This is a genomic window from Streptomyces sp. SID14478, from assembly GCF_010548525.1.
In the GTDB taxonomy this organism is placed as follows: domain Bacteria; phylum Actinomycetota; class Actinomycetes; order Streptomycetales; family Streptomycetaceae; genus Streptomyces.
Genome location: NZ_JAAGMG010000527.1, coordinates 1 through 23,743, shown reverse-complemented (window position 1 = coordinate 23,743; position 23,743 = coordinate 1). Strand labels below are relative to the sequence as shown.

Sequence of the window (23,743 nt, the reverse complement as noted above, 5' to 3'; positions counted from 1 at the left end):
GTCGTGCCGCTGGTGGCACCCGCGCTCTCGCGGGCGCTGGGCGCACCGGACGGGCTCGACGTGGTGCCCTGGGTCGGCGAGTTCGACGCCGACGGGCTCTTCGACTGCCGCTCGGGGCTCTTGCTGCCGGGCTCCGAGGGGAGCGGGGAGCCGGGCAGTTCGTTGCGCGGGGCGTCGCCGGGGCCCGGTGCGGTGACCCGGTCGGCGTCGCGGACGGCGCCGCCGAGGAGCGAGCCGATGAGCAGGGTGGAGCCGATGACGAGGGTGGCGACGACCGTGCCGCGGCGCAGTACATAGCGGCGCAGGTCCCACAGGGCGGTGCGCGGTCCGAGCCGGCGCCAGGCACCCGCGGCGAGCCGTCCGTCGATGGAGTAGACGGGGGCGCCGGCGATGATCAGCGGTGACCAGGCGGCGAGGTAGATGATGTCGGGCGCGTCGTAGGCGGGGACGGTCTTCCAGCTGACGGTGAGGAGCAGCGCGGCCGAGAGCAGCGCGCCCACCGAGGCGGCGATGCGCTGCCACAGTCCGAGGACGGTGAGCACGCCGACGATGACCTGGAAGAACGCGATGGCGAGTCCGGCGCCGACCGGGTGCTGGAGCGCCCAGTCGCGCATGGGTTCGGCGAGGGCCCAGGGGTGCAGCGAATTCAGCCACTTGACCATGGAGCCGCGCTCGCCGCCGTCGAAGTAGACGGGGTCGCAGAGCTTGCCCATGCCCGCGTAGATGGAGATGAAGCCGAGGAAGACGCGCAGGGGGAGCAGGACGACGCCGAGGTTCATCCGGCGGCCGGGGTAGTAGGCGTGCCGGACGGGACCGTAGCGCCGGGCGGCGGTGGTCTCGTTCTCGGACTCGTCGTCGAACTCGTCGTCGTCGTAGGCGAGTTGCTCGAACTCGCCGGTGTCCTCGAAGGCGCTGCCGGCCTGGCGCATCTGCGGCAGCAGCCGCGTGCCGTCGCCGCCGGGCGGGCGTGCGCCGATGACGACGGGCGTCTCCTGCGTCGGCTCCCCCTCGAACGGATCGAGGTCGTCGAGGCGCGGGATGAGCTGCGTGGCGCCGTCGTCGGCCTCGCCGGGGCGGCGCGCGGTCTGCAGCAGTCCGCTGGCGGCGAGGTCCCCGGCGCCGCTCATGACGACGGGGCGGCGCCGGGCACCCGGGGTGCCTGCGGCGGTGATGACGGGGATACGGGTGGTCGCCGCGTCGGCTCCGGCAGCAACGCCCATGGCGCTCACGTGCCGTGCAATGCGCGGGAGTTGCGTCTGCTGCACCCTGGGGAGCTGCACGCGGAAACTCGCGTGGTTGACGATGACCTGCGCCGGGTCGCACGGAACCTTCACCATGCTCAGCGCGGGAGCGTCGTCGAATCCCGACGAGCGGTCCCCCGAGGGTGTGCGGGGCGTTCTGGTGTCCACACTCATCTAACCGAGTGACGTGTGTTTAGGACACTGCCTTGACCGCACCGGATGTCCGGGCCCCGTCAAGCACGCGGAACGCCCCGGCCCGTCAGCCCCGGCGGCGCGCCGCCTCGTACAGCACGACTCCCGCCGCCACACCGGCGTTCAGCGACTCGGCACCGCCCGGCATGGGGATGCGGACGCGGTAGTCGCAGGTCTCGCCGACCAGGCGGGACAGGCCCTTGCCCTCGCTGCCGACCACGATGACGACGGGGCCGCCGAGGGCCTCCAGGTCGCCGATCTCGCGGTCGCCGTCGGCGGCCAGGCCGACGATGGCGACGCCGGCCTTCTTGTACTGCTCCAGGGTGCGCGTCAGGTTCGTGGCGCGGGCCACCGGGGTGCGCGCGGCGGTGCCGGCGGAGGTCTTCCACGCGCCGGCCGTCATGCCGGCGGCGCGCCGCTCGGGCACGACGACGCCGTGGCCGCCGAAGGCGGAGACGGAGCGGACGACGGCGCCCAGGTTGCGCGGGTCGGTGACGCCGTCGAGGGCGACGATCAGCGGGTCCTGGCCCTCGTCGAAGGCGGCGGCGACCAGGTCCTCGGGGTGCGCGTACTCGTACGGCGGGACCTGGAGGACGAGGCCCTGGTGGTTGAGGCCGTTGGTCATGCGGTCGAGCTCGGGGCGGGGGGCCTCCATGAGGTGGATGCCGCCGCGCTCGCCGGCGAGCTGCAGGGCCTCGCGCACGCGCTCGTCGTTGTCGATGAACTGCTGCACGTACAGCGTCATCGCGGGCACGCCCTCGCGCAGCGCCTCGACGACCGGGTTACGTCCGACGACCATCTCGGAGGTGGACTTGCCGCGCGGGCCGCCGGTGCGGCTCGTGGGCCGGCGGGCGGCCTGCTTGGCGGCGGCGTTGGCGACGCGGTTCTTCTTGTGGCCCTTGCGCGCCTCGGCGGGCGGGGTCGGGCCCTTGCCCTCCAGGCCCTTGCGCCGCTGGCCGCCACTGCCGACCTGCGCGCCCTTCTTGCCGGACATGCGACGGTTGCTGTTGGCGGCCATGACCTACCTGCTTCTCTTACGTCAGTGAATGCGTGCGTACGTATATGAAGTGTGCCGCCCGAGGGGCCGGGCGGCACGCCCACCCGCCTCCGGCCGCCACCCTATTCAAAGCCCTTCGGGCGGCAGCTTGGAGGCGGGGTGCTGCTAGCGCGGTCCGAGCGTCCAGCGCGGCCCGTTCGGGCCGTCCTCGATGACGAGCCCGGACTGGCCGAGCTGGTCGCGGATGGCGTCGGCCGTGGCCCAGTCCTTGCGGGCGCGGGCCGACTCGCGCTGGTCGAGCACGAGCCGTACGAGGGTGTCGACGACGCCGTGCAGGTCCTCGCCCCGGTCGCCCTCGCCGGCCCAGTGCGGGTCGAGCGGGTCGAGGCCGAGGACGCCGAGCATGGCGCGCACCTCGGCGAGCCGGGCGACGGCGGCTTCCTTGTCGTCGGCGGCGAGGGCGGAGTTCCCCTGCCGCACGGCGGTGTGCACGATGGCGAGGGCCTGCGGGACACCGAGGTCGTCGTCCATGGCCTCGGCGAACGCGGGCGGCACCTCGTCGGCCGGTTCGACGATCCCGCCGGCCTTCTCGGCGACGCGCTGGATGAAGCCCTCGATGCGCGCGAACGCGGACTCGGCCTCGCGCAGCGCGTCCTCGCTGTACTCGATGGTGGAGCGGTAGTGCGGGGTGCCCAGGTAGTACCGCAGGACGATGGGCCGCCAGTGCTTGACCATCTCGGAGACGAGGACCGAGTTCCCGAGGGACTTGGACATCTTCTCGCCGCTCATGGTGACCCACGAGTTGTGCACCCAGTACTTGGCGAACTCGTCGCCGAAGGCCTTGGCCTGCGCGATCTCGTTCTCGTGGTGCGGGAAGATCAGGTCGATGCCGCCGCCGTGGACGTCGAAGACGGTGCCCAGGTACTTGTGGGCCATGGCCGAGCACTCCAGGTGCCAGCCCGGACGGCCGCGGCCCCACGGCGTCTCCCAGCTGGGCTCGCCGGGCTTCGCGGCCTTCCACATGGCGAAGTCGCGCGGGTCGCGCTTGCCGGTCTCGCCCTCGCCGGACGGCTGGCGCAGCTCGTCCAGGTCCTGGTTCGACAGCTCCAGGTAGCCGGGGAAGGAGCGGACGTCGAAGTACACGTTCCCGTCGGCCTCGTAGGCGTGGCCGCGCTCGATGAGGCCGCGCATCATCTCGACCATCTCGGTGACGTGCCCGGTGGCGCGCGGCTCGTACGTCGGCGGGAGGCAACCGAGCGCGGTGTAGGCGTCGTTGAACGCCCGCTCGTTCTCGTACCCGATGGACCACCACGGCCGGTTCTGCTCGGCGGCCTTCTTGATGATCTTGTCGTCGATGTCCGTCACGTTGCGCACGAACGTGACGTCGTAGCCGCGGTACGTGAACCAGCGGCGCATGATGTCGAAGTTCAGCCCCGACCGGATGTGTCCGATGTGCGGGGCGGCCTGGACGGTAGCGCCACACAGGTAGATCGAGACACAGCCCGCGACGAGCGGGGTGAAGTCACGAGTCTGCCGGGCGCTGGTGTCGTACAGGCGAATAGTCACCCCTCCAGGGTAGTGGCCCCGGAGGGGTGCCATGGGCCTGCCGGGGTCACAGCCTCCCTACGACCTTGCGGGCCCGGACGCGCACGACCACGCGCTCGGCGTCCTCGCCGGACGAGGGGTTGAACTCGGCGTACTTCTTGCCGGTGTACTTGAGGGACAGCTCGTCGATGAGTTCCTGGCCGCCTTCGGTGGTGATGTCGGCGGTGCCGCGGATCTCGGCGTAGGTGTACGGGTTGTCGGCGGGCTGGACGAGGATCGTCACGCGGGGGTCGCGGCGCAGGTTGAGTTCCTTGCGGCGGTCGACGGTGGTGGAGAACAGGACGTCGTCGCCGTCGCGCTTCACCCAGACCGGGGAGACCTGGGGGCTCCCGTCGGGCTGGATGGTGGCGACGTTGATGAAGACCTTGGTGTCGAGCAGTGCCTTGAGGTCGTCGGACAGCTGGGCGGACATGAGCGCTCACTCCTTATAGGGGGACGGTTGACGCGTACCCGATCCTGCTCCGCCGTACGTGCGCCGACGGGGATTTGGCCGCTGCCCGCGCGCGGGTGTCACCGGCGGCGGCCCGCGGTGGGGACGCCCCACTCGGGGCAGGGGCAGGGGCCGGGGCCGGGTGCCGTGGACGAGCGCCGCTTCCACGTGGCCGGAGGTCCGCTCGGTCCGGGCGAGGGGGCGGCGTCCGGCCGACCGCGGCGACGGCCGCGCCGGTCGTGCCCGCGCCGAACAGGCCGGTGACCAGGAGCCCGGCGAGGACAAGAAGCCCTGCCGTCAGGCCGCTGGCGTGCGCACCACCAGCGCGGTGGCGATCCCCATGAGTCCCTCGTCGCGGCCGGGGAACCCGAGCCCGTCGGTCGTCGCGCCCGAGACGGACACCGGTGCCCCGGCGGCTTCGGACAGGACCTTCTGCGCCTCGTCGCGCCGCTTGCCGATCTTGGGCCGGGGGCCGACGACCTGCACGGCGACGTTGCCGATGGTGAACCCGGCGTCCCGCACGATGCGCGCCGCCTCGGCGAGCAGCGTCAGCCCGGAGGCACCCACCCACTCGGGGCGCCCGGTCCCGAAGTGCTGCCCGAGGTCACCGAGCCCGGCGGCGGAGAAGAGGGCGTTGCACGCCGCGTGCGCGACGACGTCGGCGTCGGAGTGCCCGGCGAGCCCGGGGCCCGCGTAGTCGGGGGCCTCCCACTTCAGCCCGGCGCACCACATCTCGCGGCCCTCTTCGAAGGCGTGGATGTCGGTCCCGATGCCGACCTGCGGCAGCGGGTAGGGCAGGGACTGCTGCTCAGAACCCATCGTTGGCCCTCCTGCGGGCGAGCACGGCCTCGGCGAGCACCAGGTCGAGCGGCCGCGTCACCTTGAAGGCCTCCTCGTGACCGGGGACCAGCACGACCTGGAGACCGAGCTGCTCGACCATGCTCGCGTCGTCGGTCACGTCGTCGGTGACGGTGTCGTGGGCGCGCACCAGGGTGGCGCGGTCGAAGCCCTGCGGCGTCTGGACGGCGCGCAGCCGGGCCCGGGAGGGCGTGGCGACGACGGGCTCGGGGCTCCCGTCGGTGCTCGGCACGACCTCCTTCACGGTGTCGGCGAGCGGCAACGCCGGTACGACGGCCGGCGATCCTTCGCGCACGGCCTCGATGACGGCGTCGACGGTGTCGACCGGGACGAGCGGCCGGGCCGCGTCGTGCACGAGCACGATGTCGATGCCGGGCGGCAGCGCGTCGAGCCCGAGCCGCACGGAGTCCTGGCGCGATTCCCCGCCGGGGACGACCACGAAGTCGGTCCGGTCGGGCAGCGCGTGATCGGCGAGCAGGCTCTTCACCTCGGCGGCGCCGTCGGGCGGGGCGACGACCACGACGAGGGAGACGGAGCGGGAGGCCGCCATGGCGTGGACGGCGTGGATCAGCATCGGGGTTCCGCCCAGCGCACGGAGCGCTTTGGGGGCGCCGGGACCGAGGCGTACGCCCCGTCCGGCGGCCGGAATCACGGCCGCGGTGCGTGTGTCTCCGGCAACGGGACGCGTTTCGTCAGACATCGCTTCCGTTCAGGTTTGTGCGCTCGGGGAGGGTGGGTATGGCCTCATCGTGTCGGGTACAAGCCTTGACCGGAACCCTTCCGTGACACCGGTCGAGCCAGCTGCCCGGGCCCGACACACGGCACATCACAAAAAAGCGGGCTGTGTGCGGGTACGAACATGCCGCAGCGCCCGGCGACACCATAAGGGTCAGCGGGCACCACGGCATTGTTCACGCTGCGCTGCCGATTACCGCGCGGCAGCAGTGCGTCAGGACGCGAGAACCTCGTCGAGCAGGGCCTCGGCCTTGTCCTCGTTCGTGTTCTCCGCGAGGGCGAGCTCACTCACCAGGATCTGGCGAGCCTTGGCGAGCATGCGCTTCTCACCAGCGGACAGTCCGCGCTCCCGCTCCCGACGCCACAGGTCACGGACGACTTCCGCGACCTTGATGACATCGCCGGAGGCGAGCTTCTCCAGGTTTGCCTTGTAACGGCGCGACCAGTTCGTGGGCTCCTCGGCGTACGGCGCGCGCAGTACCTCGAAGACCCGGTCGAGCCCGTCCTGACCGACCACATCACGCACGCCGACGAACTCCGCATTGTCCGCTGGCACACGTACCGTCAGGTCGCCCTGGGCGACCTTCAGCACCAAGTAGGTCTTGTCCACGCCTTTGATCTGGCGAGTTTCGATAGCCTCGATCAGCGCGGCCCCGTGATGGGGATAGACCACGGTGTCGCCAACCTTGAACGTCATGTGACAGGTACCCCTTCCGTGGCTATCCAGGATAACACGGAAACGGGCGGTTCTGAATGGCGTTTTCGCAGGTCAGGGCACATCTCGGGGCTTGACAACAACAACAGGAACGTGCTGCGGAGGGGTAGCGGAGCACGGTATTCGCAGGTCGGAGCGGCTCTCCGGCAGGGGCGAAACACGGACGCTACAGTCGCCTGAACGCGCCCCCAAGGGGTCGAACGTCCCGATTTGCGTGCTTCGAAGCGATGAACTTCCGCTACTCCGTTCGGGGATACGGAGCTCCGTTCGAGGGGAATCGAGAATTGATCATCGTGATTCCCGGCGCCAGGTGATCGTTTTTCCGGACCGCCATGCATTCCTTACCGGAAATCCGCACGGGGGCGGTGGACAGCGGTTATGTGAAAGATGAACGGGGCGCCAATGGTGGCGGTGGGGTGACGCGGGGCGCACGAGGCGTCCGAGCCGCGCGGGGCGCGGGGTCCGCTCGGGACAGAGCGTCTCGGACAGCCCCTAGGGGCGGGTCGGGTGCGATGGCGCGGGAACGGCTCGGTAACCTAAGGCCGCTGACAGACCCTTAGGACGGCTTTACCTCGCGTAGTGCCGTTCGCTCCGCCCCCGTTAAGGAGTTGCCGCCGCCGTGAGCAGCAGCCTTCGACGCGGCGCCCTCGCCGCCGCCGCCATCGCGTTCTCGATCGCCTCGCTCGCCGCGTGCGGTGCCGGCAACAACGCCCAGACACTTGAGGTCAAGCCGGACAACGCCGCGACCGCGGTCGGCGACATCAAGATCCAGAACGCCACCGTCATCACGCAGCCGGACCGCGAGTCCAAGGGCCCGGCCGTGATCGCCGCGACCCTGTTCAACAACGGCTCCACGGACCAGACGCTCGACTCGGTCACCGTGGACGGCGTCGGCAAGACCGCGAAGCTGACGGACGCCAAGGGCGGCTCGACCATCACGGTCCCGGCCGGTGAGTCGATCGTCCTCGGCGGCAAGGGCAACGCCGCCGCCGAACTGCCCAACAGCCGCACCGCGGTCCTGGACGGCAACGCGCAGCCCATCACCTTCTCGTTCAGCAAGACCGGCGCCGTGAAGCTGAAGGCGTTCGTGGTGCCGGCCGAGTCCTACTTCTCGAAGTGGGGCCCGAGCCAGGTGCCGTCGACGCCGGAGACGGGCGCCTCGGCGTCCTCGTCCTCCTCGTCGTCCCCCTCCACGTCCGCCTCGGACTCGGCGTCCCCGTCGACCTCGGCGTCCGACACCGCCTCGCCGAACGCGGGCACCACGGCGTCGCACAGCGCCTCCGCGGGCCACTGAGCCGGGCACACCCGTACCGACGCCTGAGGGCGCGATCCCGTCGACGGGATCGCGCCCTCAGGCGTTGTCGGCCCGCGGCCTACGGCTCGAACTTGTAGCCCAGGCCGCGCACCGTCACCAGGTAGCGCGGGGCGCCCGGGTCGGGCTCGATCTTGGCGCGCAGGCGCTTGACGTGGACGTCGAGGGTCTTGGTGTCGCCGACGTAGTCCGCGCCCCAGACCCGGTCGATGAGCTGCATGCGGGTCAGCACGCGGCCCGCGTTGCGCAGCAGCATCTCCAGGAGGTCGAACTCCTTGAGCGGGAGGTCGACCTTGGAACCGGAGACCGTGACGACGTGGCGGTCCACGTCCATGCGGACCGGGCCCGCCTCCAGGGCCTGCGGGGCGACCTCCTCCGGCTCGCCGCGGCGGCGCAGGACGGCCCGGATGCGGGCCACCAGCTCCCGCGAGGAGAAGGGCTTGGTCACGTAGTCGTCGGCTCCTATTTCGAGCCCGACGACCTTGTCGATCTCACTGTCCTTGGCGGTCACCATGATGACCGGGACGTTCGAGCGGCCGCGCAGCTGGCGGCAGACCTCGGTGCCGGGCAGGCCCGGCAGCATCAGGTCGAGCAGGACGAGGTCGGCGCCGTTGCGCTCGAACTCGTCGAGCCCGTCGGGCCCGGTGGCCGCGATGGCGACCTCGAAACCCTCCTTGCGGAGCATGTAGGACAGGGCGTCGGAGAAGGACTCCTCGTCCTCTACGACGAGCACTCGGGTCACGGAAGGACCTCCGGGGCGGCAGGAGCGGCAGGAATGGATTCGTATGCGGTTGTGGTGCGGTCGGGCCCGTGTGCGTCGTCTTCGTCGCGTACGTCTCCGGGGCCATCCGAAAGAGCGGTCTGTGCTGAGTTGCGGGCCGCGGCGGCCTCCGGCAGCCGCAGCGTGAAGGTGGAGCCCTGTCCCTCGGAGCTCCACACGGTGACCTCCCCGCCGTGCGAGGCGGCCACGTGCTTGACGATGGCGAGACCGAGGCCGGTGCCGCCGGTGGCCCGGGAGCGGGCCGGGTCGACGCGGTAGAAGCGCTCGAAGACGCGCTCCTTGTCCCGCTCGGAGATGCCGATGCCCTGATCGGTGACGGCTATCTCGACGAGGTCGCCGCCGGGTGCGCTGACCCGGCGGGCGGCTATCCCCACGCGCGTACGGGCGGGCGAGTAGTTGACCGCGTTCTCCACGAGGTTGCCGAGCGCGGCGGCGAGCTGGCCGCGGTTGCCCCAGATCTGCAGGTCGGCGGTGCCCCCGGCGGCCATGGTGATCTGCTTCGTCGCGGCGGGCTGGCGGCAGCGGTCGATGGCCTCGGCGACGAGTTCGTCGACGCGGACCGGCTCGGCGTCCTCCAGCGGGTCGTCGTTCTGCACCCGGGACAGGTCGATGAGTTCCTGTACGAGATTGGTCAGGCGGGTCGCCTCGATCTGCATGCGGCCCGCGAAGCGCTCGACGGCCTCGGGGTCGTCGGAGGCGTCCGTCACGGCCTCGGAGAGCAGGGACAGCGCGCCGACCGGGGTCTTCAGCTCGTGGCTCACGTTCGCGACGAAGTCGCGGCGTACGGCCTCGATGCGCCGGGCCTCCGTCAGGTCCTCGACCAGGAGGAGCACGAGGCGGGAGCCGAGCGGGGCCACGCGGGCCGACACCGCGAGGGCGTCGCCGCGTCCGGTGCCGCGCCGCGGCAGGTCCAGCTCGACCTGTCGTATCTCGCCGTCGCGGCGGGTGTCCCTGGCCATCTGCAGCATCGGCTCCACGGCGAGCTTGCCGCCGCGGACGAGTCCGAGCGCGTACGCCGCCGAGCTGGCCTTGACCACGCTGTCCGCCTCGTCGAGGACGACCGCGGAGGAGCGGAGCACGGACAGGACCGTGTCGACGCCGGGCGGCAGGACCGGGTCCGTGTGCAGAGAGGTGCGGGTGGGGCGTTTCTGGTCGCGTTCGCTCCAGCGGAACGCCAGCATGGCGATCACGCCGGTGCACACTCCGGCGATCGCTGCCGCTGCGGCGACCGCCGCGTTCACGTCCATGTCCTCAGGTTATGCGGCTCCGGCCAGTCCTCCACAGCCGTCCGGGTGGCAGCTCGAACACTCGTCGCCCAGAGTTCACCTCGGGTACGGGGTTGATTCACTTCAGATGACGGTTCCGGACGCGTACGGGGCCGAACGTGGCACCGTGGGGCTGACCCCGTCCCCACGGACAGAGAGGGAACGTTCGTATGCGTGACGCGTACCACGAGGAACTTGACTCGATCGGCGAGGGCCTGGTCGAGATGGCCCGCCTCGTCGGGTCGGCGATCGGGCGCGCCACCACGGCCATGCTCGACGCCGATCTGAAGCTCGCCGAGTCCGTCATCGCCGCGGACCAGAAGGTGGACGATCTCCAGCACGACCTGGAGGCGCGAGCCATAGCCCTGCTGGCGCGGCAGCAGCCCGTGGCGACCGATCTGCGGATCGTGGTCACCTCGCTGCGGATGAGCGCCGACCTGGAGCGCAGCGGCGACCTGGCCCAGCACGTCGCCAAGCTGGCGCGGCTGCGTTTCCCGGACCGGGCCGTGCCGCACGACCTGCACGCGACCATCCTGGAGATGGGGCAGCTCGCCCAGCGCCTGATGGCCAAGGCCGCCGAGGTCATCATCACCAAGGACGTCGACCTGGCGATGCAGCTGGAGCAGGACGACGACGAGATGGACCTGCTGCACCGCCACCTCTTCCAGCACCTGATGGACGAGAAGTGGAAGCACGGCATCGAGACGGCCGTGGACGTGACGCTGCTCGGCCGCTACTACGAGCGCTTCGCCGACCACGCCGTGTCGGTCGCCAAGCGCGTCGTCTACCTGGTGACGGGCGAGCACGCGGACGACGTGCAGGCCTCGGCGGCCGCGGCCGAGGGCGCCTGAGACCACCACGCACACCAGGGGCCCCGCACGGATCGTGCGGGGCCCCCGTACGTGTCAGCCGCAGCAGCCGCCGCACTGGCACGGCGCGCCGGACTGGCAGCCGCACCCGCAGCCCGAGCCGCAGCCGCAGGCTCCCAGCAGCACCAACTCCGGTACGGGGCGGCTCACTTCCACAGGTGCGTCGGGTGACTGATCAGGCCTGGGGGACTCGGCAGCCATGGGTTCCCTCCTCCGTGGGCCTCCGCGTTGAAGGACCTCACCCATTGCATGCCCAAGGAGGCGGGCGCATCAACGGCGCATACGCGCGCGGGAATCGACGCGCGCTCCCCGCGCCCCCTTCTCTACGCTGCCGGGATGACCCACGTGATCGTCCTCAACGGCGGCTCCAGCTCGGGAAAGTCGGGCATCGCCCGCTGCCTCCAGTCCCTGCTGGCACCCGAGCCCTGGCTCACGCTCGGCACCGACACCCTCGTGGACGCGATGCCGGGCACCGGCGTCGGCATCGCCTTCGGGGACGACGGCTCGGTGAGTGTCGGCCCCGAGTTCCGAAGGGTGGAGGCGGCGTGGATCGCGGGGGTCGCGGCGATGGCGAGGGCCGGGGCGCACGTGGTCGTGGACGAGGTGTTCCTCGGCGGCCCGGCCTCACAGGAGCGCTGGCGCACGGCGCTCGCCGGGCTGGACGTCCTGTGGGCCGGGGTCCGCTGCGATCCCCAGGTGGCGGCCTGGCGCGAGACCGCCCGCGGGAACCGGGTGCCCGGAATGGCCGCGTCCCAGGCCGAGTCGGTGCACCACGGCATCAGCTACGACGTGGTCGTCGACACGACCCGGGCCGAGGCGATGACGTGCGCGCGGGAGATCGCGGCGAAGGTCGGCTGAGAGCAGGGGGTCGCGGCGAAGACCGGCTGAGAGCAGGGGGTCGCGGCGAAGACCGGCTGAGCGCGGGAGGGCCACGGCTCGGTGGGTGTGCGCGGGAGGGGGCGCCGCCCCGGGAGGTGCGCGCGGCGGACGGACGGCCGTGCTGCGGTCGATGGTCCCGCTCCCGGCGTCAGTGCTGGTGGACGACCTTCGTTTGAAGCTCCAGGCGGTGGAGTTCGAGCAGGTGGACACCCCAGTCGACACCCCAGTGGACAGCCCGAGTGACCCCTGGTGAGCGCACCCGGTCGCACCCGATCGCACCCCGCCGCACCTGTCATCCACATGTCCCCGGCCCTTCGCCCGGCGGCCGCGCCGGGGCCGCCGGCCGGTCGCTCGCCGGCCTCGTTCTTCCACCGGACCGGCCGTCCCCGGCGCTGCTACCGTGCCTGTCATGTCCAACGAACCGCCCGGCCTGCGGGCATCGCACGAGGATCGCGACCGCGTGGTGGACGTGCTGCGGATCGCCGCCGGTGACGGACGCCTGAGCGCCGAGGAACTCGACGCGCGGCTGGAGACCGCCCTGTCGGCCCGGACGCTCGACGAGCTGGCCGGACTCACCGCCGACCTGCCGGGTTCGCTCCCGGTCCCGGGGACGAGCAAGGACGTCCTGGTGATCGAGCAGCACGGCAGCAAGTACGTGCGCAGCGGACGCTGGTCGGTGCCGCCGCGGATCGAGGTCCGCATGCAATTGGGCCGCGCCACCCTCGACTTCACCGATGCCGTGCTCACTTCGGGTGTGCTGCGCATCGAGACGGAGCTGGTGCACAGCAAGCTGTTCCTCGTCACCGCGCCGGACATCGTGATCGACACCGACGGGCTCGGCCTCACCTACTCCAGGGTCAAGCTCCGCACCAAGAAGTCCGACGGCCCGCCCCGCCTGCGCATCGAACTCGTCGGCACGCTCCTGCACTCCCGGATCAAGGAACGGCGCTAGGCGGGCCCGGGCCATGAAAATGCCCCCGAACCGCGCCGTGTGCGCAGCTCAGGGGCATGATCGGGAAAGCTACTTCTTCTTGCCCTGGTTCTTGACCGCCTCGATCGCCGCCGCGGCCGCGTCCGGGTCCAGGTACGTGCCGCCTGCCTTGACCGGCTTGAAGTCGGCGTCGAGCTCGTAGGAGAGCGGGATGCCCGTCGGGATGTTCAGGCCCGCGATGTCCGCGTCCGAGATGCCGTCCAGGTGCTTCACGAGCGCGCGCAGCGAGTTGCCGTGCGCCGCGACCAGGACCGTCTTGCCGGTCAGCAGGTCGGGGACGATGCCGTCGAACCAGTACGGGAGCATGCGGACGACGACGTCCTTGAGGCACTCCGTCTGCGGGCGCAGCTCCGGCGGGAGGGTCGCGTAGCGCGGGTCATCGAACTGCGAGTACTCGGCGTCGCGGTCCAGCGGCGGCGGCGGGGTGTCGTAGGAGCGGCGCCACAGCATGAACTGCTCCTCGCCGAACTCGGCGAGGGTCTGCGCCTTGTCCTTGCCCTGCAGGGCGCCGTAGTGGCGCTCGTTCAGGCGCCAGCTGCGGTGGACGGGGATCCAGTGGCGGTCGGCGGACTCCAGCGCCAGCTGGGCCGTGCGGATCGCGCGCTTCTGGAGCGAGGTGTGGACCACGTCGGGGAGCAGGCCGGCGTCCTTGAGCAGCTCACCGCCGCGGACCGCCTCCTTCTCGCCCTTCTCGTTGAGATTGACGTCCACCCATCCGGTGAACAGGTTCTTCGCGTTCCATTCGCTCTCGCCGTGGCGGAGGAGGATCAGCTTGTACGGTGCGTCGGCCATGGTCCCGAGCCTAATAGAACGCTCTCGTCCGCGCCGATTGACGGTGGCCGTCAAATGATTGGCCCCCGCGAATACCGGGGTCGTAAGTTACGTGCACCGTCAGCGCCGCTTACCAGGACCCCGGGGGATGCACCCATGTCAGTCGCCTCGCTCAGACGTGCCGCCAAGGAGTCCGTCGCCGGGCTCCCCCGCGAGTTCTGGTGGCTGTGGACGAGCACTCTCGTCAACCGGCTCGGCAACTTCGTCCTCACCTTCCTCGCCCTGTACCTGACCTCCCAGCGCGGCTTCTCGGCCGTGTACGCCGGTCTCGTCGCCTCGCTCATCGGGCTCGGCGGGGTCATCGCCTCGATGCTCGGCGGGGTGCTCGCCGACCGGGTGGGGCGCAGGCCCACGCTGCTCGGCGCGCAGCTGGCCACCTCCGCGACCGTCGCGGTGCTGGCCTTCGTGCGCGATCCGGTCCCGATCGCCGTGACGGGCTTCGCGCTCGGCCTCGCCTCGAACGCGTCGCGACCCGCGATCCAGGCGATGATGGCCGACATCGTGCGCCCCGAGGACCGGGTGCGGGCGTTCTCCCTGAACTACTGGGCGATCAACCTCGGCTTCGCCGTCTCCTCCGTGTACGCCGGTTTCCTCGTCGCCCACAGCTACACCCTCGGCTTCCTCGTCGAGGCGGGGATGACGCTCGCCTGCGCCTGCGTCGTGTTCGTGAAGGTCAAGGAGTCGCGGCCGGCGGGCCCGGTCGTGCCCGCCGGTACGACGTCGACGGTGACCATGGGGACCGTGCTGCGCGACGGCCGCTTCATGGTCATGGTGGGGCTGTCCTTCCTCGTCGCCGTCGTCTTCACCCAGAGCACGGTGGGCCTGCCGATCGTCATGGGCGAGGAGGGGTTCTCCAGCGCGGACGTGGGCCTGGTCGCCGCGGTCAACGGCGTCATCATCGTCGCGCTGCAGATCCCGCTGACCCGGTTCATCGAGCGGCGCGACCCCGGCCGGCTGCTCGCCGTCTCCTCGCTCCTCATCGGCTACGGCTTCGCCCTCACCGCGTTCGCCGGGCCGCTCGCCACGTACGCGCTGATCGTCGCCGTGTGGACGCTGGGCGAGATGGTGAACGCGCCGACCCAGTCCGGGCTCGTGGCGACGCTCGCCCCGGCCGAGGGACGCGGCCGCTACCAGGGCGTCTACACGATGTCGTGGTCGGCTGCGGCGCTGGTCGCCCCGCCGGCCGGCGGCTGGGTGCTGGACTCCGCGGGCGCCGGGTGGCTGTGGGCGGGCTGCGCGGCGCTCGGCACCGTGACGGCGGCCGGGTACTGGGTGCTGATGCGGGGGATGCCCGTGCGGGAGCGTACGCAGGTCGTGGCGGCGCCACCTCGCGTCGTGGAGAACACCCCTGCTTGACGGGGCAGTTGGATGGGTAAGGGCCCGTACATGTCCGACGCCCCAAGGATGCGCGAGAGGACCGACGAACCGCCCAGAACCCTCGTGGGCGGCGTCGAGGTCGACGTGCCCAACAGCATCCCCGCGATCCGCGCGGCCCTTCCGCAAAAGCGCCGCACCGAGTTCGACCGCGCCATCAACGCGGCCGGGATCGACCAGATCCACGCCGTCATGCGGCACTGGATGCTGGAGGCCGTACCCGATCCGGAGGCCGACGAGATCCTGGCCCGGCTCGCCCGCGACGAGGCGGAGAGGCGGGGCCCGGCTTGAGCCGTCGCCGCAGGCGCAGCCCCTGCCGCATCGCGTACGCCCCGCCCGCCGACGACACCCTGGCCAAGATGGCGAACGGCGAGGCCTTCCGCGCCGAGATGGGCCGCACCCTCTCCCACGACCCGTACGGGCACGGCTCCAGTTCGGTGGCCGGTGAGCGCGACCGCCGGGAGGCGACGATCGGCGGGGCGATCGTCCTGTACTACGTCTCCGGGACCGTGCTCACCGTGACCGTCGTGCGGATGGTCGCGCTCGGCTAGCCGCGCGCGGACAGCCGCGCCTGCAGGGCCTGTTGGGCCTCGTGCAGGTTCCTCGGCCGCACCGCGTCCGTCGTCCCGTACAGCTCCAGGCGGGAGTGGAGGTCGCCGGTGAAGTCCGGCACGTCGATCTGGCCGAACTCGCGGACCGTGTTGATCCCGACCGTCGCGCTGAACGGCGCGAGTCCGTCGATCTTCATCAGGCCCGCGCGCTCGTTGGTGACCCGGATGTTCCAGTGGGTGAAGCGCGCCCCGAACAGCGGTCCGGCGGAGGCGTCGCCGCCGTGCTGCCCGTCGTTGACGATCGTGATGTCCGTCCGCACGTTGGCGAACGGCATGCCGCGGTGCGAGTCGAAGGTGCCCATCTCCATGCGGCCGCGCGACCACACGTTGTGCGAGGACAGGCCTTCCACGTTGATGCCGTGCAGCTGGGTGCCGGACGGGGCCGCGACCGTGCGGCGCTCCAGCGTGAAGTCCTCGACCAGGTTGTCGTGCGAGCCCTCGCGGCAGTAGTAGGGGTGGTGCTCGCCCCGGCCACCGACCCTGGTGCGGCGCAGAGTCGAGGCCGAGGAGGCGATGAACCCGAAGCCGTTGTCGACGTTGCGGACCGTGACGTCGTCGACCCAGCAGTCGTACGTGCACTGCAGCGCGACCCCGTTGTAGCCCTTGTCGAGCAGGTGCGGGGACTGCGGCGTCTCGACGGCTTCGAGGGTCAGGCCTTCCACTCCCGCTTCCGTGAGGGCGGTTACGTGGGTGGTGATCCTCGGGTCCCACTCCGGGCGCACGTCGAGGGGTAGCGGGCGCTCGAAGGTGACCTTGTTCCGCCGCACCGAGGCGATGCGCACCGGCCACTCGTAGGGGACGTAGGAGGTCAGCTTGGTCTTGTCGTCCCAGTAATAGGCCTCGGGGCCCGGCCCGCCGCCCGCCATGTGCTCCAGGAGCGTGTGGTCCGCGTCGTCGGCGAGCCGGAGCAGGACGAGGTCGCCCTTGCGCAGCCGCGAGGCGTCGGCGACCTCGACCGACCAGGAGCCGCGCACGGCCGGCCCGACCGTCGTCAGGGTCCGCCACTCGTCGCGCTTGTTGCCGGTCCAGCCCTCGAACGGCCAGGCCTTCGCCCGGATCGCGTCCGTGAGCGTGCGGAACCGGTCCTCGGGGCAGAGCCAGATCAGGCCGCCCGCCCAGGACCAGGACGACTTGTCGCCGCCGTAGCGGGAGCCGTAGACGCCGATCAGCTCGGTGAGGTTCTTGGTGGCGTACAGCTTCGTGCGGTCGCTGCCCGCACCCTTGAGGACCACGCGGTCGTGCCCGATGCGGATCAGGTCGTCGATGCGGTACGTGCCCCTGCCGAGCAGCACCGTGCCCCCGCCGGCCCTTCCGGCGGCGGCGAGGGCACGGTTGATCGCGGGCGCGCTGTCGGTCGTGCCGTCGGCGACCGCGCCGTAGGACTCGGCGCGCACGACCCGGCCGGGGCGCTCGAAGCGGGCGCGGCCCGTGCGGTATCCGGCGCGGCCGATGAACGGGATCTGCGGATGCCCGAAGGGGTTCTTGGTGAACTCCCGCCAGATGTCGGGTACTTCGCCCCGGACGGCGGACGGCGCGGCCGCCGCGGTCCCGGCGCCCGCGCCGGTGATCGTCGCGGCGCTCACTGCGATCGCTCCGCCCAATACGCCGCGTCTACTGATGTCCCGCACCGCTGCCACCTTCCACCGACGACCGATGTTCAAATACATGAACACTGTTCACGTGAGTGCCGGGCGCGAGCATGCCACGGGGACCCCTGCCGGGGTAAGGGGCGTGCAGCTGTGAACTACGGGACGGGCAAGGCCTGTTGGATGCGCTCTCGCTACTTGGACGTGCGCTCGGTCTACTTGGGCGCTCGGTCTACTTGGACGTGCGCTCGATCAGGTGCGTGAACGCGTCCAGGTTGCGCGTGGATTCACCGCGCGCCACCCGCCACTCGTACTCCTTGCGGATCGCGCGCGCGAAACCGAGCTCCAGGAGCGTGTTGAACGCGCCGTCGGCCGCCTCCAGGACCGCGCCGAGCAGCCGGTCGAGCTCCTCGGGCGTGACGGCGGCGAGCGGGAGCTTGCCGGCGAGGTAGATGTCGCCGAGCTGGTCGACGGCGTAACTGACCCCGTACAGGCGGAGGTTGCGCTCCAGGAGCCAGCGGTGGACGCCCGCCTCGTTCTCGTCCGGGTGGCGGATCACGAAGGCGTTCAGGGAGAGGCTGTGCCGGCCCAGGCGCAGCGAGAGCGTCGTGGACAGCTTGCGGGTGCCGGGCAGCGTGACGACGTACGAACCCGCCTCGGGGCTCTCCCACTCGAGCTCGGCGTCCTTGAGCGTGGACTCGACGATCTCGACGGCGGTGGGGTGGTCAGCCTGGTCAGCCATGGTGCGAGGGTACTTGACTCCCCCGCACCGAAGGACGGTCAGGCCTTGGCGAGCCGGTCCACCAGCAGCTCCACCCTCGCCCCGGCCTCCTCCGGGGGCAGCCGGCCCGACCGGGTCAGCGTCGCCACCCCGTGCAGGGACGCCCAGAACACCTCGGTGAACAGACCCGGGGCGACGCCGTCCCCGGCGACCTCGGCGAGGCACTCCAGGAGCGCGGCGAAGGCGTCCTTGAGCTGTTCCGGAGTGTCCTCCCGCGCGTACGCGAGACCGCCGTCGAGCTGGAAGAGGGCGTCGTAGACCGCCGGGTTGCGTGCGGCGAAGTCGAGATAGGTGTGCGCGAGGGCGTACACCCGGGCGAGCGGGCCGTCCGCGGCGGCGGTCGCCGCCCGCACCGCCGCGGCCATCTCGGTGGCGCCCTGGAGGGCGACGGCGCCGATGATCTCGCGCTTGCCGCGGAAGTGGCTGTAGAGGACGGGCTGGCTGTACTCGATGCGCTCGGCGAGCCGGCGGGTGGTGACGGCGTCCCAGCCCTGGTGCTCGGCGAGCTCGCGGGCCGTCGTCACGATGAGGCGCTCTCGGTCCGCGCGTTCGCGCTGCTTGCGTTCCTGTACCGACATGACTCGGATTCTAGCACCGCTAGACAAGCGAGCTATGGCAGCGCTAGCGTTGCATCATCAGCTAGCAACGCTAGATACCGAATGTCGGAGGGGTCGTCATGCTCAACGCACTCGAGGTCGTCACCACCGTGATCGTCGGCCTGATGGTGGGGGTGGAGTTCGCCGTCCCCTTCTTCATCAACCCGATGCTCAACAGCCTCCCCGACGACTACGGCCTGCTCGGCCGCACCGACGGGGCCCGGCGGGGCGGCGCCGTGATGCCGTTCTGGTACATCGGCTCGTTCGTGCTCGTCGCGGTCTGGGCCGTCGCCGCACGGCAGCACGACGGCACCGGCCTCGTCATCGCCGCCGGCGCGCTGCTGATCGTCAGCGTGCTCATGTCGGTCCTGCTGCTCGTCCCGATCAACAACCGGGTCAAGACGTGGACCACCGACAGCCGGCCGGCCGACTGGAAGCAGCAGATGAACCGCTGGGACCGCTGGCACTACGCCCGCGTCGCGGTCATCGTCGCCGCCTTCACCCTCCTGGTCACGGCCCTCGTCTGAGCCCCCGGCTCACCCGCCGCGGCATCAAGGAGCCGTCATGTCCAGGAGTACGGACAGGCCTGTCGCGGCACACGCTTCGCGGGAGGGGGACACCCACTTCCACGCCCCCGACGGACGCATCAGAAGACGGGAATCAGAAGACGGGGTGCCGGCGGTGTTCCTGCATGGCGGCCGTGTAGACGTCGGCGGTCGCGGAGGCGGCCGTGTCCCAGCCGAAGGACTGGGCGTGCCGGGCGGCCGCGGCGCCCATGCTGTCGACGAGGTGGGGGTGGTCGGCGAACTCCCGCAGCACGCGCGCGTAGCGGGCGGGTTCGTGGCCGTCGACGAGGTAGCCGGTCTCTTCGTTGCGTACGGCTACGGGGAGGCCGCCCACGGACGCCGCCAGGACGGGCGTCCCGGCGGCCTGCGCCTCTATGGCGACGAGCCCGAAGGACTCGTTGTAGGACGGCATCACCAGGACGGACGCGGCGCGGAACCAGTCCGCGAGCTGGTCCTGGCCGACCGGCGGGTGGAAGCGCACGACGTCGGCGATGCCGAGCCGGGCGGCGAGCTTCTGCAGGGCGGCGGGCTTGGCCAGGCCGCTGCCGCTGGGGCCGCCGACCACCGGCACGACGATCCGCGAGCGCAGCTCGGGCCGCTCGTCGAGCAGGACGGCGACGGCCCTGAGCAGGATGTCGGGGGCCTTGAGCGGCTGGATGCGGCCGGCGAACAGCGGCACCAGGGCGTCCTGGGGCAGGCCCAGGCGGGCGCGCGCGGCGGCCCGCCCGTCGGCCGGGCGGAAGCGGTCCAGGTTCACGCCGGGGTGGACGACGGCGACCTTGCCGGGTTCGGCCTCGTAGTGGCGGACCAACTCGTCGGCCTCTTCCGAGGTGTTGGCGATGAGCCGGTCGGCGGCGCGCACGATCTGCGTCTCGCCGATGACGCGGGCGGCGGGCTCGGGGGTGTCGCCCTCGGCGAGCGCCGCGTTCTTGACCTTGGCCATGGTGTGCATGGCGTGCACGAGCGGCACGCCCCAGCGCTCGGCGGCCAGCCAGCCGACGTGCCCGGACAGCCAGTAGTGCGAGTGCACGAGGTCGTAGTAGCCGGGGCGGTGGCCCGCCCACGCCCGCATGACGCCGTGCGTGAAGGCGCAGAGCTGGGCCGGCAGCTCCTCCTTGGCGAGGCCTTCGTAGGGGCCCGCGTCGACGTGCCGTACGAGGACGCCCGGCGCGAGTTCCACCTCGGGGGGCAGGCCGCCCGTGGTGGCGCGGGTGAAGATCTCGACCTCGATGTTGATCGCGGCGAGCCGCTTGGCCAACTCCACGATGTAGACGTTCATGCCGCCCGCGTCGCCCGTGCCGGGCTGGTGCAGCGGCGAGGTGTGCACGCTGAGCATGGCGATCCGGCGGGGGCGTCGGCCCCCGGGGAACCGCAGCCGGGTCGGCGCCGCCCCGGAACGGCGGAACCTGGTCACGTACTGGCTCACGTGGCGGGCCCTCCTCGGTGGGGCGGACGAGCGGTACAGCGGGCACGGCTGGGAGAGGGCAGGCGCCCTCGTCCAAGGACGGCAACGCCGGAGCCCGCTCCTCCATTTCCACTTTGCCGAATCATTACCATCCAGTTCTCAACCAAAGCGCTCGCGCCCGCAGCGCATACCCTCGTACCCATGAGCCCGCGTACCCCTTCCCGCCCCGTGGGAACGGTGACGCGAGGGACCACCAACCCCAACCGGCTGCGCCGCATGGACCGCTGGATCGCGGCCGCGCACGGGGCCGCACTGCGCCGCGCCGACGACCCCGTCGCGGTCGACCTCGGCTACGGCGCGGCGCCCTGGACGGCCGTGGAGCTGCTGGCCAGGCTGCGCGAAACGGCGCCGCACGCGCGCGTGGTCGGCATCGAGATCGAGCCCGCCCGGGTCGCGGCCGCGAAGCCGTACGAACGCGAGGGGCTCACCTTCCGGCACGGCGGCTTCGAGCTGCCGCTGCCCGAGCCGCCCCTGCTCGTCCGCGCCGCCAACGTGCTGCGCCAGTACGACGAGGAACAGGTCCCCGGTGTGTGGCGGCGGCTGTGCGCGCGGCTCGCACCCGACGGCCTCCTGGTGGAGGGCACCTGCGACGAGATCGGGCGGCGGCACGTGTGGGTGGCGCTGGGTCCCGAGGGCCCGCGCACGGTCACCTTCGCGACCCGCCTCGGCTCCCTGGGCACCCCCTCCGACCTGGCCGAGCGGCTGCCCAAGGCGCTGATCCACCGCAACGTCCCCGGCGAGCCGGTGCACGCCTTCCTGCGGGACTTCGACCGGGCGTGGGCGGCGGCCGCGCCCTACGCCTCGTACGGGGCGCGCCAGCGCTGGATGCGCACGGCGGCGGACCTGGCGGCGGACTGGCCGGTGACGGACGGACCGGCGAGGTGGCGGCAGGGTGAACTGACCGTGTCCTGGGACGCGTTGGCCCCGCAGGGACAGTTCACCGACTGATCGGGCATTGCTCGCCGTCGAACGGGAACGATCATCCCGCGCCGTTCGTCACACCGTGCGGGGTCTGTCACATTCGGCGCGCGCGTGGCACCATCCCCGAAGCGCACACAAGTTACTGACGGTAAATCAGGTTTTGTTGGATCAGGTTTTGCTGGATCAGGTTGGCTCGGCAGAGGGATCTCGGCTGTGGGGGCAGAGCGGATGAGCAAGCGGAGCATGACGACGATGTCGGCCCTGGCGCTGGTGTGCGCCGTGACCGTACTGACGGCGCCCGGCGCTGCGTACGCGGCGCCGGCTCCCACGCCCTCTCCCTCAGGGTCCGGCGGCAGCGAGGACGTTGCGGACAAGGACCTCAAGAGCACGGACCTGGAAGCCGTCCGGAAGAAGATCGACAAGCTCTACCACGACGCCGCGGTGGCCACCGACGAGTACAACGCGGCGGAGGAGAAGGCCGACAAGCAGTCCGTCGAGATCGTGAAGCTGGCCCAGAAGATCGCGGCGAGCCAGAAGAAGCTCGACCACCTCAAGGGCAGCGCGGGCGCGGCCGCCCGTGAGCAGTACCGCACCGGCGGGATACCGCGCGAGGCCCAGTTCATGCTCTCCGGCGACCCACAGCAGTTCCTGGACAACGCGGGCCGGGCGTACCAGGGCCAGCAGGCCACGAGGAACCTGCTGTCGGAACTGACGCAGACGCAGACGGATCTCGCCTCGTACGCGAAGGACGCCTCCGCCAAGTGGAAGGACCTGGAGGCCGGCCGCAAGAAGAAGGCCGCCGCCCAGAAGAAGATCGAGAAGCAGATCAAGCAAGCGCAGGACCTGGAGAGCCGGCTGGAGAAGAAGGAGCGCGAGCGGCTCCAGAAGCTGGAGGAGGCGGCCGAGCAGAAGTCCCAGACGGACTGGCTCTCCTCGGGCGTCCTGAAGGAGATCGACGGCCGCGCGACGAAGGCCGGCAAGGCCGCCGTGCAGTTCGCCACCGCCCAGCTCGGCAAGCCGTACGTGTGGGGCGCCGAGGGCCCGGCGTCGTTCGACTGCTCGGGGCTGACCTCGCAGGCGTGGGCGGCGGCCAAGCGGCCGATCCCGCGCACCTCGCAGGAGCAGTGGAAGCAGCTCAAGCACATCGACATCAAGGACATGCGCCCCGGCGACCTGATCATTTACCACGACGACGCCAGCCATGTCGGGATGTACATAGGCGATGGCGCGATCATCCACGCACCCCGTCCCGGGCGGAACGTGACGGTGGCGGGCGCCGGTTCGATGGCGATCCTCGGGGTGGTGCGCCCCGACGCGTGAGCCCTGGTGCGCGCAGCCGCGCGCAGGCTTACGCGTCCGGTCGGTGCGGCACGCAGGTCGGCCGTGACCTGTGACACGTGACCCACCGCACTCACCCCGCTGCGGTTCCGCCGCCTCCGCGTGATGTTCGTCATCCGGGGCGGGCCGGAACCTGCCCAATTCCGGTACTGGTTGCGGCATATGACTCTGGCCGTTTGCCGTTCGGCATTCCGCTGAAGCGCCGGGTACCGCTAAGGTCCCGGTCTGGTGGGCGAGGACCTTCGTCCCACCGCGCCCTCGGGGGGAGGGAAGGAAGACAAGCGATGCCCGTACCCGTACCGCGGCAGAGAGCGATCCCGGCCGTGGAAGGTGGTCAGGCTCACGCTGTGCCGACTACAGCGACCGAAGGACCCGCTCCGACGGCTGCACCGGCCACGCGGTCCGCCGAAGTGCCGCACCAGAAAACCGCACACGACGCGCACGACCAGGCCTCGACCGGCCACGGCCCGACCGGCCACCACGGTTCGAGCGGCCACGGTTCGAGCGGTCTGACGCTGCTCGTCATCGAGGACGACCCGGCCGGCTCCCTGAGCATCCCCGAGATGCCGGACGCCACCGGCAAGCCGATCCGGGTGCGCACCGCCCGCAACCTCACCGAGGCCGAGCGGCTGCTCACCCATGACGTCAACTGCATCCTGCTCGACCTCACGCTGCCCGGCACGAAGGCCGACAAGCCCGGCGCCGACGAGCTGGAGACGCTCCGGCACGTGCTGCGCCTCGCGCCCCGGCACGCCGTGCTCGCCCTGACCGCGTCCGGCGACGCCGAGCGCGGCGCCGAGGCGG

25 protein-coding genes are annotated in these 23,743 nt (G+C 71.3%); 11 read left to right on the top strand and 14 right to left on the bottom strand.

Features of this window, described 5'->3' with window-relative positions; translation table 11 throughout:
• The 7 genes from G3I40_RS17430 to G3I40_RS17400 form a co-directional block, all read right to left on the bottom strand.
• Window positions 1–1,415: DoxX family protein (locus tag G3I40_RS17430; protein WP_203644257.1), on the bottom strand; the 1,415-nt coding region annotated here is incomplete at its 3' end.
• A gap of 85 nt (window positions 1,416–1,500) precedes the next feature.
• Entirely contained in the window at window positions 1,501–2,451 is a 951-nt protein-coding gene (gene rlmB, locus G3I40_RS17425) for a 23S rRNA (guanosine(2251)-2'-O)-methyltransferase RlmB (RefSeq protein ID WP_164303068.1), read from the bottom strand.
• 144 nt (window positions 2,452–2,595) lie between these two features.
• Complete coding sequence (gene cysS, locus G3I40_RS17420; RefSeq protein ID WP_164303067.1) at window positions 2,596–3,996, bottom strand: cysteine--tRNA ligase; 1,401 nt, start codon at window positions 3,994–3,996, stop codon at window positions 2,596–2,598.
• A gap of 46 nt (window positions 3,997–4,042) precedes the next feature.
• A complete protein-coding gene (locus tag G3I40_RS17415) occupies window positions 4,043–4,447 on the bottom strand; it encodes a PPOX class F420-dependent oxidoreductase (protein ID WP_164303066.1) in 405 nt (134 codons plus the stop codon).
• Window positions 4,448–4,762: 315 nt separating this feature from the next.
• Window positions 4,763–5,284 carry a 2-C-methyl-D-erythritol 2,4-cyclodiphosphate synthase gene (gene ispF / locus G3I40_RS17410; protein WP_164303065.1) on the bottom strand — a complete coding sequence of 174 codons (522 nt, stop codon included), beginning with the start codon at window positions 5,282–5,284 and terminating at the stop codon, window positions 4,763–4,765.
• Window positions 5,274–6,023 (bottom strand): 2-C-methyl-D-erythritol 4-phosphate cytidylyltransferase, encoded by a 750-nt coding sequence (ispD, locus tag G3I40_RS17405; RefSeq protein WP_164303064.1) that lies wholly within the window; start codon window positions 6,021–6,023, stop codon window positions 5,274–5,276. The genes ispF and ispD overlap by 11 nt, the downstream gene beginning before the upstream one ends.
• A gap of 249 nt (window positions 6,024–6,272) precedes the next feature.
• On the bottom strand, window positions 6,273–6,755 hold the full coding sequence (locus G3I40_RS17400) for a CarD family transcriptional regulator (protein WP_003953493.1): 483 nt from the start codon (window positions 6,753–6,755) through the stop codon (window positions 6,273–6,275).
• A gap of 637 nt (window positions 6,756–7,392) precedes the next feature.
• Between G3I40_RS17400 and G3I40_RS17390 the strand changes: the two genes are divergently transcribed.
• The gene (locus G3I40_RS17390) at window positions 7,393–8,067 is read left to right on the top strand and encodes a copper chaperone PCu(A)C (protein WP_164303063.1); all 675 of its coding nucleotides are present in this window, start codon (window positions 7,393–7,395) and stop codon (window positions 8,065–8,067) included.
• Window positions 8,068–8,146: 79 nt separating this feature from the next.
• On the opposite strand, the gene G3I40_RS17385 is transcribed toward G3I40_RS17390, so the two are convergent.
• Together G3I40_RS17385 and G3I40_RS17380 are read right to left on the bottom strand one after the other, a co-directional pair.
• On the bottom strand, window positions 8,147–8,827 hold the full coding sequence (locus tag G3I40_RS17385; RefSeq protein WP_018527980.1) for a response regulator transcription factor: 681 nt from the start codon (window positions 8,825–8,827) through the stop codon (window positions 8,147–8,149).
• Window positions 8,824–10,113 (bottom strand): ATP-binding protein, encoded by a 1,290-nt coding sequence (locus G3I40_RS17380; protein WP_164303062.1) that lies wholly within the window; start codon window positions 10,111–10,113, stop codon window positions 8,824–8,826. The genes G3I40_RS17385 and G3I40_RS17380 overlap by 4 nt, the downstream gene beginning before the upstream one ends.
• 188 nt (window positions 10,114–10,301) lie before the next feature.
• Between G3I40_RS17380 and phoU the strand changes: the two genes are divergently transcribed.
• From phoU to G3I40_RS17365, 3 genes are all read left to right on the top strand, one after another.
• On the top strand, window positions 10,302–10,982 hold the full coding sequence (gene phoU / locus G3I40_RS17375; RefSeq protein WP_164303061.1) for a phosphate signaling complex protein PhoU: 681 nt from the start codon (window positions 10,302–10,304) through the stop codon (window positions 10,980–10,982).
• Between the two features lie 354 nt (window positions 10,983–11,336).
• Window positions 11,337–11,858 (top strand): chloramphenicol phosphotransferase CPT, encoded by a 522-nt coding sequence (gene cpt / locus G3I40_RS17370; protein WP_203644252.1) that lies wholly within the window; start codon window positions 11,337–11,339, stop codon window positions 11,856–11,858.
• A gap of 430 nt (window positions 11,859–12,288) precedes the next feature.
• Complete coding sequence (locus tag G3I40_RS17365; protein ID WP_164303060.1) at window positions 12,289–12,831, top strand: DUF1707 domain-containing protein; 543 nt, start codon at window positions 12,289–12,291, stop codon at window positions 12,829–12,831.
• Between the two features lie 69 nt (window positions 12,832–12,900).
• Here the strand turns inward: G3I40_RS17365 and G3I40_RS17360 are convergent, their stop codons facing one another.
• Window positions 12,901–13,662: a phosphoglyceromutase gene (locus G3I40_RS17360; protein WP_164303059.1), complete on the bottom strand. Its 762-nt coding sequence runs from the start codon at window positions 13,660–13,662 to the stop codon at window positions 12,901–12,903.
• Window positions 13,663–13,797: 135 nt separating this feature from the next.
• On the opposite strand from G3I40_RS17360, the gene G3I40_RS17355 reads away from it, so the two are divergent.
• The 3 genes from G3I40_RS17355 (at window position 13,798) to G3I40_RS17345 (ending at window position 15,626) form a co-directional block, all read left to right on the top strand.
• Entirely contained in the window at window positions 13,798–15,057 is a 1,260-nt protein-coding gene (locus G3I40_RS17355) for an MFS transporter (RefSeq protein ID WP_164303058.1), read from the top strand.
• A 48-nt stretch (window positions 15,058–15,105) separates the two neighbouring features.
• Entirely contained in the window at window positions 15,106–15,366 is a 261-nt protein-coding gene (locus G3I40_RS17350; RefSeq protein ID WP_164303057.1) for a hypothetical protein, read from the top strand.
• A 68-nt stretch (window positions 15,367–15,434) separates the two neighbouring features.
• The gene (locus G3I40_RS17345; RefSeq protein WP_164303070.1) at window positions 15,435–15,626 is read left to right on the top strand and encodes a hypothetical protein; all 192 of its coding nucleotides are present in this window, start codon (window positions 15,435–15,437) and stop codon (window positions 15,624–15,626) included.
• Here the strand turns inward: G3I40_RS17345 and G3I40_RS17340 are convergent.
• From G3I40_RS17340 to G3I40_RS17330, 3 genes are all read right to left on the bottom strand, one after another.
• A complete protein-coding gene (locus G3I40_RS17340; RefSeq protein ID WP_164303056.1) occupies window positions 15,623–17,353 on the bottom strand; it encodes a glycosyl hydrolase family 28-related protein in 1,731 nt (576 codons plus the stop codon). The genes G3I40_RS17345 and G3I40_RS17340 overlap by 4 nt on opposite strands.
• A 151-nt stretch (window positions 17,354–17,504) precedes the next feature.
• Window positions 17,505–18,014: a YbjN domain-containing protein gene (locus G3I40_RS17335; RefSeq protein WP_164303055.1), complete on the bottom strand. Its 510-nt coding sequence runs from the start codon at window positions 18,012–18,014 to the stop codon at window positions 17,505–17,507.
• A gap of 38 nt (window positions 18,015–18,052) precedes the next feature.
• On the bottom strand, window positions 18,053–18,631 hold the full coding sequence (locus G3I40_RS17330) for a TetR/AcrR family transcriptional regulator (RefSeq protein ID WP_164303054.1): 579 nt from the start codon (window positions 18,629–18,631) through the stop codon (window positions 18,053–18,055).
• Window positions 18,632–18,729: 98 nt separating this feature from the next.
• Between G3I40_RS17330 and G3I40_RS17325 the strand changes: the two genes are divergently transcribed.
• Window positions 18,730–19,176: a DUF1772 domain-containing protein gene (locus G3I40_RS17325; protein WP_164303053.1), complete on the top strand. Its 447-nt coding sequence runs from the start codon at window positions 18,730–18,732 to the stop codon at window positions 19,174–19,176.
• Window positions 19,177–19,309: 133 nt separating this feature from the next.
• Here the strand turns inward: G3I40_RS17325 and mshA are convergent, their stop codons facing one another.
• A complete protein-coding gene (gene mshA, locus G3I40_RS17320) occupies window positions 19,310–20,641 on the bottom strand; it encodes a D-inositol-3-phosphate glycosyltransferase (RefSeq protein WP_164303052.1) in 1,332 nt (443 codons plus the stop codon).
• A gap of 180 nt (window positions 20,642–20,821) precedes the next feature.
• Between mshA and G3I40_RS17315 the strand changes: the two genes are divergently transcribed.
• The 3 genes from G3I40_RS17315 to G3I40_RS17305 form a co-directional block, all read left to right on the top strand.
• Window positions 20,822–21,628 (top strand): class I SAM-dependent methyltransferase, encoded by an 807-nt coding sequence (locus tag G3I40_RS17315; protein ID WP_203644250.1) that lies wholly within the window; start codon window positions 20,822–20,824, stop codon window positions 21,626–21,628.
• Between the two features lie 201 nt (window positions 21,629–21,829).
• On the top strand, window positions 21,830–22,921 hold the full coding sequence (locus tag G3I40_RS17310) for a C40 family peptidase (protein WP_164303051.1): 1,092 nt from the start codon (window positions 21,830–21,832) through the stop codon (window positions 22,919–22,921).
• A gap of 302 nt (window positions 22,922–23,223) precedes the next feature.
• On the top strand, window positions 23,224–23,743 hold a 520-nt coding region (locus G3I40_RS17305), incomplete at its 3' end, for a response regulator (protein ID WP_239091784.1).